Origin of the sequence: Gemmobacter caeruleus, assembly GCF_008271655.1 — a bacterium.
In the GTDB taxonomy this organism is placed as follows: Bacteria; Pseudomonadota; Alphaproteobacteria; order Rhodobacterales; family Rhodobacteraceae; genus Gemmobacter; species Gemmobacter caeruleus.
Genome location: NZ_VKKX01000015.1, coordinates 1 through 12,415, shown reverse-complemented (window position 1 = coordinate 12,415; position 12,415 = coordinate 1). Strand labels below are relative to the sequence as shown.

Annotated in this window: 10 protein-coding genes; 1 reads left to right on the top strand and 9 read right to left on the bottom strand. The window is 63.4% G+C overall.

Going from position 1 to position 12,415, the window contains the following annotated elements:
- Positions 1 to 133: 133 nt before the first annotated feature.
- The gene (locus tag FOA17_RS06675) at positions 134 to 2,794 is read left to right on the top strand and encodes a type I restriction endonuclease subunit R (RefSeq protein WP_203232282.1); all 2,661 of its coding nucleotides are present in this window, start codon (positions 134 to 136) and stop codon (positions 2,792 to 2,794) included.
- A 164-nt stretch (positions 2,795 to 2,958) separates the two neighbouring features.
- On the opposite strand, the gene FOA17_RS06670 is transcribed toward FOA17_RS06675, so the two are convergent.
- The 9 genes from FOA17_RS06670 to FOA17_RS06630 all read right to left on the bottom strand — a co-directional run bounded on the left by FOA17_RS06670 (position 2,959) and on the right by FOA17_RS06630 (position 12,303).
- Complete coding sequence (locus FOA17_RS06670; protein WP_149140715.1) at positions 2,959 to 3,828, bottom strand: rolling circle replication-associated protein; 870 nt, start codon at positions 3,826 to 3,828, stop codon at positions 2,959 to 2,961.
- A gap of 3 nt (positions 3,829 to 3,831) precedes the next feature.
- Positions 3,832 to 4,017 carry a helix-turn-helix transcriptional regulator gene (locus tag FOA17_RS06665; RefSeq protein WP_149140714.1) on the bottom strand — a complete coding sequence of 62 codons (186 nt, stop codon included), beginning with the start codon at positions 4,015 to 4,017 and terminating at the stop codon, positions 3,832 to 3,834.
- A 327-nt stretch (positions 4,018 to 4,344) separates the two neighbouring features.
- On the bottom strand, positions 4,345 to 7,764 hold the full coding sequence (locus tag FOA17_RS06660; protein ID WP_149140713.1) for an error-prone DNA polymerase: 3,420 nt from the start codon (positions 7,762 to 7,764) through the stop codon (positions 4,345 to 4,347).
- On the bottom strand, positions 7,761 to 9,221 hold the full coding sequence (locus FOA17_RS06655) for a Y-family DNA polymerase (RefSeq protein WP_149140712.1): 1,461 nt from the start codon (positions 9,219 to 9,221) through the stop codon (positions 7,761 to 7,763). Before FOA17_RS06655 ends, FOA17_RS06660 begins: the two co-directional genes overlap by 4 nt.
- A complete protein-coding gene (locus FOA17_RS06650; RefSeq protein ID WP_238991753.1) occupies positions 9,148 to 9,738 on the bottom strand; it encodes an ImuA family protein in 591 nt (196 codons plus the stop codon). Before FOA17_RS06650 ends, FOA17_RS06655 begins: the two co-directional genes overlap by 74 nt.
- Positions 9,722 to 10,399, bottom strand: a complete 678-nt coding sequence (locus FOA17_RS06645; protein ID WP_149140711.1) for an SOS response-associated peptidase — start codon at positions 10,397 to 10,399, stop codon at positions 9,722 to 9,724. The genes FOA17_RS06650 and FOA17_RS06645 overlap by 17 nt, the downstream gene beginning before the upstream one ends.
- 210 nt (positions 10,400 to 10,609) lie before the next feature.
- Positions 10,610 to 10,993, bottom strand: a complete 384-nt coding sequence (locus FOA17_RS06640) for a hypothetical protein (RefSeq protein WP_149140710.1) — start codon at positions 10,991 to 10,993, stop codon at positions 10,610 to 10,612.
- 102 nt (positions 10,994 to 11,095) lie between these two features.
- Positions 11,096 to 11,377 (bottom strand): hypothetical protein, encoded by a 282-nt coding sequence (locus tag FOA17_RS06635; protein ID WP_149140709.1) that lies wholly within the window; start codon positions 11,375 to 11,377, stop codon positions 11,096 to 11,098.
- Positions 11,374 to 12,303: a tyrosine-type recombinase/integrase gene (locus tag FOA17_RS06630; RefSeq protein ID WP_149140708.1), complete on the bottom strand. Its 930-nt coding sequence runs from the start codon at positions 12,301 to 12,303 to the stop codon at positions 11,374 to 11,376. The genes FOA17_RS06635 and FOA17_RS06630 overlap by 4 nt, the downstream gene beginning before the upstream one ends.
- Positions 12,304 to 12,415: the final 112 nt, after the last annotated feature.

Genomic DNA, 12,415 nt, shown 5'->3' with positions numbered 1-12,415 from the left:
CTTCGTTGTCGAAGACCAGCCGCACCGCCCGCTCGCGCACTTCAGGGGAAAACTTGTTCGTCGTCTTGCTCATGATGCTCCATCCTACTCAGGAGTTGGAGCCTCCGGCAAACCCGGCGCGGTTCAGATCGAGGTGAAGAAACCCGGGGCCGAGGCGGCAACGCTGGGCGCGGCCTTCAACCAGTTGCAGACCTACAAGGCGCAAATCCCGTCGCTGTTCCGCGCGAATGCGGTTTTGGTCACCACGGACGGGGTGCTGGCGCGGATCGGCTCGTTGACCGCCAATCTGGAACGCTTCATGCCGTGGCGCACCGTGGATGGCAGCGCGGTGGCCCCCAAAGGCACGCCGGAAATGTCGGTGCTGATCGAGGGCGTGTTTGCGCGAGAACGCTTCCTGTCGCTGATGCGGGATTTTACCGTGTTTGGCGAAACGCCGGGCGGGCTGGCCAAGATCATCGCAGGCTATCACCAGTTCCACGCCGTGAAACGCGCCGTGGCCAGCACGGTCGGGGCCAGCCGTGGCGATGGCGACCGCAAGGCCGGGGTGATCTGGCACACGCAAGGCTCGGGCAAAAGCCTGTTGATGGCCTTCTATGCCGGGCAATTGGTCCGCGAACCGGCGATGGAAAACCCGACCCTCATCGTCATCACCGACCGCAATGATCTAGATGACCAGTTGTTCAGTACCTTTTCGATGTGCCGCGACCTGATCCGTCAGACGCCGGTTCAGGCTGAAAGCCGGGAGGATTTGCAAAAGGCGCTCGCCCGCGCATCGGGGGGTGTGATATTCACCACCATCCAGAAATTCGCGCCGGAAAAGGGGGCGGCCTATCCGCTGCTGACAGATCGGCGCAATGTGGTGGTGATCGCGGATGAGGCGCATCGCAGCCAGTATGGGTTCAAGGCGCGGATCGAGAAAAGCGGTGACATCGCCTATGGCTTTGCCAAGCACCTGCGGGATGCCGTGCCCAACGCATCTTTCATTGGCTTCACCGGCACGCCGATTGAGCAAGACGATGTGAACACGCCCGCCGTCTTTGGCCAATATATCGACGTCTATGACATCAGCCGCGCGGTCGAAGATGGGGCAACCGTGCCGATCTATTATGAAAGCCGTTTGGCCAGGATCGAGCTTCCCGAAGCGGCGAAGCCTCTGGTTGACGCAGAGATCGAGGAGTTGACAGAGGACGACGCCCTCAGCGAGCAAGAGCGGCTGAAGCGCAAATGGTCGGCGCTCGAAGCCCTCGTTGGTGCGGAACAACGTTTGCGCATGGTGGCCGAAGACCTTGTGGCCCATTTTGAGGCGCGCTGGCAGGCGATGGATGGCAAGGCCATGGTGGTGAGCATGAGCCGCCGTATCTGTGTGGACCTCTACAACCAGATCACCGCCCTGCGCCCTGACTGGCACTCGGAAGATGACAATGCCGGGCTTGTGAAAATCGTCATGACGGGGGCGGCCTCGGACCCGGAAGCGTGGCAACCGCATATCGGCAGCAAGGCGCGACGCGATCTGCTGGCCAAACGCGCGAAAGACCCGAACGACCCGCTGAAACTGGTGATCGTGCGCGACATGTGGTTGACGGGCTTCGACAGCCCCTCGATGCATACGATGTATATCGACAAGCCGATGCGCGGCCATGGCCTCATGCAGGCCATCGCACGGGTGAACCGGGTGTTCCGCGACAAACCTGCCGGGTTGATCGTCGATTACATCGGCATTGCCCAGAACCTGAAATCCGCGCTCGGCCAGTATTCCCAGGCGGATCAGACGCAAGCCGGGATTGATGAGGCCGAAGCCGTCGCCGCGCTGCTGGAGCGCATGGATGTGGTCCGCGCAATGTTCCATGGGCTTGACTATATCGAGGGTGTGACGGGCACGCCCCAGCAGCGGCTCGTGATGCTGTCCGAGGCGTTGGAATGGATTCTCGCGCAGCAAAACGCGGCGGCGCAGAAAGAAACCAGTGAAGCCGCCAAGAAAGCGGCCCATCGGCGGTTTCAGGATGCGGTACTGGCCCTCTCCAAGGCCTTTGCGCTGTGTTCGGCCAGCGATGCAGCCCGCGCCCTGCGCGACGAGGTGGGATTTTTTCAGACGGTGCGCGCGGCGATGGTCAAGGCCGCCGATCCCTCTGGCCGATCCGGTGCCGACCGGGATCTGGCGATCCGCCAGATCGTCAATGGCGCTGTGGCGTCAACGGAGATTGTCGATATCCTGTCTGTCGCCGGGCTTTCATCGCCGGATATTTCAATCTTGTCCGAAGAGTTTCTGGCCGAGGTCAGCCAGATGGCGAAGAAGAACCTCGCATTGGAAGCCCTGAAAAAGCTTCTCAACGATGAGATCAGATCGCGCAGCCGCTCGAATGTCATCGAGACGCGCAAGTTTTCAGAGCGGCTGGAGGAAGCGATTGCGCGCTATCACACCAATGCGGTCAGTACGGTCGAAGTGCTGCAAACCCTGATCGCGCTTGCCAAGGACTTGCGCGCGGCCCGCAACCGTGGCGAGGAAACCGGCCTGACGCCTGAGGAAATCGCGTTCTATGATGCGCTGGCCGACAACCAAAGCGCCGTAGAGGTGTTGGGGGATGACAAGCTGAAGGTGATTGCGCATGAGCTGCTGGTCGGGCTGAAGGCCAATGTCACGGTAGACTGGGCCCATCGCGACAGCGCCCGGGCGAAGCTGCGCGTTCTGGTGAAGCGCATCCTGCGCAAATACGGATACCCGCCCAATCTGGAAGATGCAGCGATCCGGGGGGTGCTGGCCCAAGCCGAGGCCTTGTTGGCAGAAATCTCTACCTGAATTTTGGAATGCCATGTCGGGGGCTGCCGCGCGCAGTTCCCACGCAAGGCGATCCATCTGCCGATTGGGGCCCAGGTGTTCGGCGGGGACAGGGGCGCAGCCTTGGCAAAAGCCCCTGATCTCTTTTGATCTCGCCACCACGCGGAAAGCAAGATCGTCTGGCGTTAGTTCTTTGGTGACAACGCGGTATAGCCAAGAGAGATCGCGATCAGCGTCTTCGCGATATGAAACCGCTTCACGCGGCTCGACGTGCCGACGATCATGCCCTGCATCGCGTCATACTTGCCTGTGGCCTCGGTTCCCCCGAAGGGAATGCCGCGCACTGGCTTTTTGGTGTTGTTGCGCAGTTGGCCGCGGAATGGGACTTGTGAAGGCTCACCCTTGCCAAGGTAAGCCGCAAGATAGACCCCCGCCCGCTGCGGATGCGTGTCATGCGCGATGTGCCATGACCCCGCCTCGCCCCGCGCAACTTCGCCCTCCGTCTTCGCATGGCTGCGGCGGATGCGCGGCTCTTCGGTCAAGCGCGCGATGTAGCGGATGAAATTTGCGCGATAGCGCTCGGGCAGGTGAAGCGCGATGTGCAGATGTTCATGTTCCGGCCCGGCAGCCTCTCGGACCCAGATGTAAAGCGACGGCACGCCGCGATAGTCCAGCCACTTCCGCAAGCGTTGGAGCAAAGTGTCGATCCGCTCTGGGGTCGGCTGGCAGCGCAGCCACAAAGCGTCACCCGCGCTGAACAAGCTACCCCAGCGCAGGGTGAGCTGGAGGTTCAACGGCGTCCCGTTCCGGGCGGCGGCCAGTGCAGCAGCGATGAACTTGGCTTGCGTACCAGTCGGCAGAGCGTCTGAAACCTTGCTCGTCGTCCCATCATACGGCGATAGAACCGCGCGGGCCTTATATATAGGCGTTCTCCGCAAATCGGTGTTTTCGGAGGAGTTGGCGGTTGCTGGATGTGCAGGAACCACCAGCAATCGACCAAAAACCGGGGTCGCTACGCGCGACCCCGGCACAGATTGAACGTCTTTGTGTGCCATGGCTCAGGATACCCGCAAGCGGGATTTCTCCCATGCTTCGATGTCCGAGAGTTTCCAGCGCGTCACACCGGGAGAAAGTTTCACCGGAGCGGGAAATTGGTCGTCATGTTTGACCCAACGCCACGGTGTCGAACGGTGGACACCGAAGCGGGCAGCGATCTGGGCATCGCTGATATAGGTTTCTGCCATAAGGGCTCCTCCAGGCGCGGGATTGCGCCGGGGGGCAACGTGGACCGGCTGAGTTGGGACAGTGGCGGGCACTGTCCCAACTATTTTATGCACACGTTGCAAACTTGCGCGAGTGTTCGACATGCTGTGTGTACAGGTGAAGATCAGCGTCAGTTACACGACGCCACACGAGACAACATTCGCAGCTATTAGATGTGAATGCACCGATGTGGCTCTTGCGATCTGACAGGCTTGTGGAGCCAACGGTTACAGGCCGCTTCTCGCTGTTGATGGTGCCCCTTCTTTTTATGCTGACGGCTTTGGTCGAAGTAAAAGGCGTCATGCCCGTCAATGAAAATCCCGGCTGGGGAACAGTTTTTTCGCCTGTTCGCGGGGATGGCGGGCGGTGCTGCGCAGGGCGCCGTTGGAGGGCCGCAGGGTTTCATCGGCGCGGCCGTCGCTGAACTTGGGCAGCGCCTGGCCCAGTGTGGCAAGCAGGGCGGAGACATCCTCGATCCGTTCGGCGATCAGGTGGGTGGTGGGGCCATCGCGCTGGATGCGGGCGGTGATGCGCAGCAGGCGGCCCGTGACCACGGCCCTGCGGAAGGTTTCATAGACCTTGCGCCAGACGATCACATTCGCCGTGCCGGTCTCATCCTCCAGCGTGAGGAAGATCACCCCCGAGGCGGTGCCGGGGCGTTGGCGGGTGATGACAAGGCCGGTGACGGTGACGCGGCCTTGCCGTGTGGCAAGCTGTTGATGCGGCACGCTTTCTGGCAGGCGGGGGCGCATCACCTCCAGCGGATGGGCGCGCAGGGACAGGCGCAGGGCGAGGTAATCCTCGATAACCTCCTGGCCCAGGGTCATCTGTGGCAGGTTGACCTGAGGCTCCTGCCCGCCCTCACCATCAGACCCGAACAGCGGCAGGGGGGCAGGCGCGCGCAGGGCCTTGGCGGCCCAAAGCGCCTCGCGCCGGTTGAGGCTAAGGGCTGCGAAGGCATCACCCTCGGCCAGCCGCTCCAGCGTAACGGGGGGGACACCGGCGCGGCGCCACAAGCTTTCGACATCGGGATAGCCATTTCCACGCGCCGCCACGATCCAGGCGGCATCCTCTTCGCGCAGGCTCTTGATCTGGCGAAACCCCAGACGCAGAGCCAGCGCCCCATCGGCGCGGGGTTCCAGCGTGCAATCCCATGCCGAATGGTTCACGGAAACCGGCCGCACCTCGACCCCATGGTCGCGGGCATCGCGGATCAGCTGGGCCGGGGCATAAAAGCCCATGGGCTGCGCGTTCAGCAGCGCGCAGGTGAAGGCGGCGGGGTGATGGCATTTCAGCCAGGCCGAGACATAGACCAGCCGGGCGAAGCTGGCGGCATGACTTTCGGGAAAACCATAGCTGCCAAAGCCCTCGATTTGGGCAAAGCAGCGGGCGGCGAAATCGGCATCATAGCCGCGCGCCAGCATGCCCGAGACGAAGCGGTCGCGGAAGCTGCCAATGGTGCCCATGCGCTTGAAGGTGGCAAGGGATCGGCGCAACCGATCCGCCTCGGACGGGGTGAAGCCCGCCGCCACCACCGCAATCTGCATCGCCTGTTCCTGAAACAGCGGCACGCCATAGGTGCGACCCAAAACCTCCATCATGGCGGGGCCAAGGTCTTCGACCGGCTCGCGCCCCATGCGGCGATTGATGAAAGGATGCACCATGCCGCCCTGAATGGGGCCGGGGCGCACGATGGCGACCTCACAGACCAGATCATAGAATGTGCGCGGCTGCATCCGGGGCAGAAAGTTCAACTGCGCCCGGCTTTCGACCTGAAACACCCCGATGGCATCGGCGCGGCAGAGCATGTCATAGACCCGGTCGTCCGTGGGGGGCACATTGGCGAGGTCGAGCCGCAGCCCGCGATGCTGCGCCAACAAGCCAAAACATTTGCGAATGGCCGTCAGCATGCCAAGCGCCAGAACATCGACCTTCAACAGGCCAAGCGCATCGATATCGTCCTTGTCCCATTCGATGACGGTGCGATCCTCCATCGCGGCTTTTTCGATGGGACACAGCTCATCCAGCCGCCCCTGGGTGATGACAAAACCGCCGACATGCTGGCTCAGATGGCGGGGAAAGCCGATGATCTCGGCGATCAGGCGGGTGGCCAGTTGCACGCGGCGATCCTCGGGGTTGAGGCCCGCATCGCGGATGCGATCCTCATTCGGCGCCGAGGAGGACCAGCCCCAGATCTGCCCCGAAAGGCGGGCAACGACATCCTGGCTGAGGCCCATGACCTTGCCCACCTCGCGGATGGCGGCGCGGGACCGGAAATGGATCACCACCGCCGTCAGGCCGGCGCGATGGCGGCCGTAACGCTCATAGATCCACTGGATCACCTCTTCGCGGCGCTCATGTTCGAAATCCACGTCGATATCCGGCGGCTCGCCGCGTTCCTTGGAGATGAAGCGTTCAAAGATCAGGGTGATGCTTTCGGGCGGCACTTCGGTGATGCCCAGCAGATAGCAGACCACCGAATTGGCCGCCGAGCCGCGCCCCTGGCACAGGATGCCGCGTGATCGGGCGAATTGCACAATGTCATGCACCGTCAGGAAATAGGGCGCATAGTCCACCTCGCGGATCAGGATCAATTCCTTCTCCACCCGATGCACGATCCTGGGCGGCGGGCCTGCGGGGTAGCGCCATTGCAGCCCTTCACGCGCGAGGCGTTCGAGGCGCTGTTGCGCCGGTTCCTCGGCGGCCTCATCCGGGTATTGATAGCGCAGATCGGACAGGCGGAAGGCGCAAGCGTTCGCAATTTCCAGCGTGCGGCGCAGGGCGGCGGGATAGCGCGCGAACAGCCGCGCCATCTCGGCCCCGGATTTCAACCTGCGCTCGCCATTGGGCAGGCGGCGGGTGCCGATGCCATCAATGGTGCAGCCAAGGCGCAGGCAGGTCAGCACATCGGCCAGAGGGCGGCGGGCGGAGCGGTGCATCAGCACATCGCCCACGGCGACCATCGGCATATTGGCGACCTGCGACAGCCGGAAAAGGCGGTCAAGCCGGGGTTGGTCGCGCCCGTCATAGCGCGGCGCGGCGCCCAGAAAGCACTGGCCGGGAAAGGCGCGGGTGATGGGTTGCAGATCGGGCGGCGCGGGGTGCTCCAGCGGGTCGGGCGGCAGCGCGATCAGGATCATGCCTTGCCCCCATTCCAGCAGATCGGCGCGGGTCAGGTGGCATTCGCCTTTCTGCGCGCGGCGCTTGCCCAAGGACAAAAGCCGCGTGAGCCGCGACCAGGCCGCCAGATCGGTGGGCAGCGCCAGCCATTCCACCGCGCTGTCGGTCAGCACCAGCCGGGCGCCTGCGATCAGCCTGGGCAGGGGCGCGGCGGGCAGGCGGGGGGCCTTGGTCGTGCCGGTGAAATGCGGCACGGTCTGGCGGCTGGAATGATCGGTCACCTGTTGCGAGCGGATGGGGGGGCCGTGGCTGTCAGTCTCAGTCTCGGCCTCGGTGCGCAGGCGGGCCAGTTCCTTCAGCGCGGAATAGGCCCGCACCACGCCCGCCACGGAATTGCGATCGGTGATGGCGAGGGCGGCAAGGCCCAGTTCGGCGGCGCGGGTGACCAGTTCCTCGGGGTGGGAGGCCCCGGTCAGGAAGGTGAAATTGCTGGTCACGCAGAGTTCGGCATAGGCGGGGGCGCCAGACGGATGGGGGGCGCTGCCCCCCTCTTGGCCTGCGGCCAATTCACTCCCCGGGGTATTTGGATCAGGTTGAAGGCGGGTCATGGAAATTCGCCCTGCGCATACCAGCCGGGGTTTTGCGGTGTGTGAAACAGCCACAGGCGCGGGCCTTGGCGGGTTTCGATGCGCCAGTAGTCGCGCAATCCGCTGCGCCAGGTGGGATCCTCCAGCCACCATTCGGGGGTGATGCGTTCTGGCCCGGTGGCGCGCAGGGTGGTGAGCTGCATCCGGCGCCAGCGGAACTGCACGGGCGGGTGGCCCGTCGCGGTGACGGCCTCGGGCGGGAAGAGGATGGCCGGGCGGGTGCGGTGGGTCGGGCTGGGGGCGGGCTGGCTATAGGCGGCAGGGGCGAGGGTGAAGCTGCGTTCGGGGATCAGGCTGTCGCTGGGCAGCAGGCGCAGCACGCGGTCAAAGCCGATGCGATTGCCCAGCGAGGACAGGAGGTCGGCCAGCGCGTCCGCTTGATGGGCCGGGGTGGATCCGATCTGTTCGGGGGCCAGCGGTTCGGTGATCGGGGCCGAGAGGCGCAGCGCGTCGATGCCGAAGCCTGCGTCGACCTCCTCCACGCCTTTGGCGAACAGCGCCTTGATGCGGGCGGGGTCGCGCATCGGGCGGGCGAGACCGATCTCGATCTGGCTGGCCTGACGGTCCACCCGGCGCAGATCCAGCCGCAGGCGGCGCGCGCCGCGATGATGGGCGGCCAGTTGCGCGCAGAGCCGGTCCAGTAGGCGGTCCAGCCCGGCCATGACATCGGATTGCAGGCCGATGGGGTCGGGCAGGGTCATCCGCACGCCGAAATGCGGGGCCTCGGGCGGGGCGGCGACGGGTTCGGCCTGCGCGCCAAGCGCCTGATCCAGCCGCAGCACAAGGCCCGGCCCGAAGCGCCGCGCGAGGGGTGCACGGGGCAGATGCGCCAGATCGGCAATGCGGGTCAGGCCCATACGGGAGAGCGCCTCGGCGGTGGCCTGATCGACCCGCAGCGCCGTGACGGGCAGCGCGCCCAAGCCTTCCAGCAGCCGCCCTTCCGGCAAAATCCCGCCGCCATGGCGCGCCAGCGCATGGGCGGCGCCACGGGTGGGGGCGATGGCGCTTTGGGCATGCAGACCTGCGCGTTCCAGCCGGGCCTGCAGGTCGTCGCGCAAGGCCGCCTCGCCGCCAAAGAGATGCGGCACGCCCGAGATATCGGCCATCAGCCCATCCGCCCCATCGACCGTGACCAGCGGCGCATAGCGCCCCGTAAAGCGGCGCAGAGCCGCGAGGGCGGTGGCTTCAGCCGCCAGATCGGCGGGGCGAGTTGTCAGATCAGGGCAGATGGCGCGCGCATCGGCCAGCGCCATTCCGCGATGCAACCCAAGCGCCTGCGCGGCAGCGTTTAGGCAATGCAGGTGATCGGCATTGCCCGACCGCAGGGTCAGGGCAAAGGCCCCTTCAACGGGCCGGGTCCGCAGGCTGATGTCGCTTGCCAGCCTCGGAAACCAGATGGAAAGCAGCCGTCGTGCCATCCCAGTGCAGCATCCAATCGCCGTTAGTTCCTCTTTTGTTCCTATTAAGCTGCCAGTGATGCAGAGTCGAGTCCTCTGGCCCTGGCGCGGGTTCACACTGCCAGCGGGTTTCCGATGCCGCGCTGCCGCCGTCCTGTTGGATCAACAAGAGGCCTGTGGTGCGCCCGGCCTCGGCGGCCAGTTGCAAGCGGCGCCCTGCGGTGAGGGACAGCGGCTGTTGCGGTTCTGCGATCACCAGCGCCACGGCGGGGCTGCGCAGCGCCTCCTCAATGCACCAAAGCAGGTCGGTTTCGCCCACCGGGCGCAGCAGATGCAGCCGTTCGGCCACGCCCATGGGCAGGCCTGCGGGCAGGGGCTGTTCGGGCAAATGGGCGGGGGTGATCCAGACCAGCGGGCCGGGATGGCGCGCCGCCTGAAACAGCGCGAAACTGCGCCGCCCACGCCCGCCTGCCTCATGCACGCGCATCGGGCGCAGGCCAAGCGGCGGGCAGGCTGGCGGATCAAGCAGGGTCTTCATGCGCGGCTTCCAGCACGATTTCCAATTCGCCATCCGGCAGCGGCCTTTGCAGGGGGCGAACAAGGTCAAAAGGTTTGGTCAGCCAATCGCGCCATTCCTCTGGCCGGGTGAGGATGACGGGCATGGCTTTGGGGTGGATACGCGCCACCTCGCAGTTCGGATCGCAGGTCAGAAAGCCGAAGGCCTGCACCGTCACCTCGCCCTCTTTCACTTTGCGGGTGCTGGTCCATTCGGTGCAAATCCCGGCGAAACAAGCCAGCGGACGGTCGGGGCCGAGGGCGAACCAGATCGGCTTGCCCCTGGTGGGGCCGGGGCGGCTGTCGGGTTCGGCAAAGCTGGTGAAGGGCACAAGGCAGCGATGCGCCACGCCCAACCAGCGCTGCCAATGCGGCGCGGCAAGGTTGCGGATATTGGTCACGCCGGGATCGGTGCGCTTGCCCGCCAGAAAATGCGGTGGCGTCGGCATGCCCCAGCGGGCCAGGGAAAGCTGCAATCCCTGCGGGCCATGCCGCAGGATCGGCGCCGGGTAGTCCGGCCAGATGCCGGGCATGGAGGGCAGATTGCCCGTCAGATCCTCGATCAGCGCGCCGTCATCGGCGATCTGGTCAAAGGCATGGCGCAGGGCATCCTGCGGTTTGGTTTGGGCGTAGAGGTTGCACATGGATTGGCCCCGACCCTGGATTGCCCTGAACAATACAAGAACGCAGGCGGCGACGATAGAACATTCCACCATTTGAGCTACGGATCAGGTTAGGCTTGCACCTGCCCTGCTGCCACCTCTCCCAAATGGCATGCCAACACTCGGTCTTTGGACAAGAGCCACGCGTCACGACCATGCCCTTGCGCAAAAGGGTAGCGGGTACATTCCAAGCTATTTTTTACCATATCGGTTCCAAAGCCTTCGATTTGCTTCCGCAGAAGTGCCCAAACCGGCCTTTGCGGCCATAGATGCTGCCGAGCTGATTGATGTGCCATTAGTGATCTTAGTTTTCATGAATGTGATGATTTTTCCGGTCAGGGGGCTCATGTTTCTGACGCGCACATGCCCGCCCTGACTTGCGGCGGTGACCACTTTCAGGCCCCGTACGGCATCCGCTTCAACAGCCTTGCCCAATGCGGCGCGGGTTTCGAGACCGGCATGGAAGGCGAGTGCCGTAATATCTTCCGCAAAGTCTTGCAGCCATTTCCGATCTTTTGCGGGTGCCTCCCGGATCATGGCGGCACTGAGCCCGTCGACACTTTCGAGCGCATCCAATGCGTCCTTTGCGTGCGCGGCACGCGAAAGGCTGGGATCACCTTCCGTGACCTCCTTCGCTTCTCTTGCAGAGTTCAGCGCGGCCTCTATTTTTTGACGGCGCTAGCGCCACATTTCGGGTTCTGGTCTCGGTTCACCTTCCACCAAAGCTTCAAGTTCACCCAGATAGAGTATTTCTGCGGCTCCCTTCCATTGCTCGGGGGCTTCATCCGGGCGCACAAACTCTTGTTTCGTTTCCATGCCATTTTGTCGTGTGCAGCGCGGCACGTCGGCCTGCAATCGCTCAAGGAGCTTTCGTGCATCAGTGCGATCAGCATAATGACGCCACCACTCATCAAGCACGTCCCAGTCTCGCTGGGCATAAAGGTTCTGCCAGTTAGTCATGCCACACTCGCAATCTTAACGCTACGCTGCTGATCTTCAGACAGAAAGCGCGCCCACGCTGCCATCATGACACGGCGCTTTTCCAGAACATCCGTGCGGGCGTAGGCCTGCTCAACCTTGTTGCCGAGCTTGTGCCAAAGCGCAGCCTCGGACAAATTCCAATCATAATCTGTCATTTCGGAAGCCCAAACCTTAAACGCGCTGCGCGTGCCGTGCGGGACCACAGTTTCGCCTGTCTTCGCGTCAACAAACCCTCCGCCACCAGCCCTGACATCTGCGTCATGGATCGTGCGCATCAGTTTCCCAAGCGTGGCATCAGATAGCGCGCCACCACGAGGGGCCCAAAACACGAGGTCGCTGCCTGTCTGTCGTGGAAGTGCTGTTAGCAACTGCATCATTTCTTCAGTCAATGGGACGCGTTTAGGGCCATCGCGACGGCCGATCTTTGACGATCTGCGACCGGGTTGAACTGTCCAAACTTTGCTCTCGAGGTCGACCTCAGACCATGACATGAAACGGATCGCCCCAGCGCGAGTAGCCGTGAGCATTTGGAAGCGCAGCGCTGCGGCTCCCATACCCTCCCGCGTGGAAAGCGCTGCCCAGAACCGGGGTAAGTCCTTTAACTGCAATGCCGGATAGTTTTCTTCGCCCCCTACCCCTGCTGGCGACGGCAATACGAAAGCGAGGTTACCATCCCACCGCGCGGGATTAGGACCGGCCCTGTGCCCTTTCACAGTGCAATAATCAAGAATTTCATTCAGCTTGCGACGCAACTTGTCGGCGGTCACAGTCTTGGTCGCCCAAATGGGTTCGAGAACACGCAGGACATCCTGCAAGTCAATGTCCTGAACAAGCATATGACCAAGTTCAGGCACTGCATACTTGTCGACGGACACTCGCCACTGATCCCGGGGTAATCCCCCCATTTTTAACGGGGTGCATCCGTAGAATTCACGCGGCCATTTTCAATTTCTGTGCGGGTGTGATGCCGCCGATGCCCATGTTCGGGCGGTCGTTGTTGTAAGTCCAGAGCCATTG

Coding starts and splice junctions, on each gene's coding strand:
- FOA17_RS06645 (WP_149140711.1), bottom strand. CDS start 10,399: ATGTGCAACCTCTACGCCCAAACCAAACCGCAGGATGCCCTGCGCCAT.
- FOA17_RS06635 (WP_149140709.1), bottom strand. CDS start 11,377: ATGACTAACTGGCAGAACCTTTATGCCCAGCGAGACTGGGACGTGCTT.
- FOA17_RS06655 (WP_149140712.1), bottom strand. CDS start 9,221: ATGGCACGACGGCTGCTTTCCATCTGGTTTCCGAGGCTGGCAAGCGAC.
- FOA17_RS06670 (WP_149140715.1), bottom strand. CDS start 3,828: ATGGCACACAAAGACGTTCAATCTGTGCCGGGGTCGCGCGTAGCGACC.
- FOA17_RS06630 (WP_149140708.1), bottom strand. CDS start 12,303: ATGGGGGGATTACCCCGGGATCAGTGGCGAGTGTCCGTCGACAAGTAT.
- FOA17_RS06665 (WP_149140714.1), bottom strand. CDS start 4,017: ATGGCAGAAACCTATATCAGCGATGCCCAGATCGCTGCCCGCTTCGGT.
- FOA17_RS06650 (WP_238991753.1), bottom strand. CDS start 9,738: ATGAAGACCCTGCTTGATCCGCCAGCCTGCCCGCCGCTTGGCCTGCGC.
- FOA17_RS06660 (WP_149140713.1), bottom strand. CDS start 7,764: ATGACCCGCCTTCAACCTGATCCAAATACCCCGGGGAGTGAATTGGCC.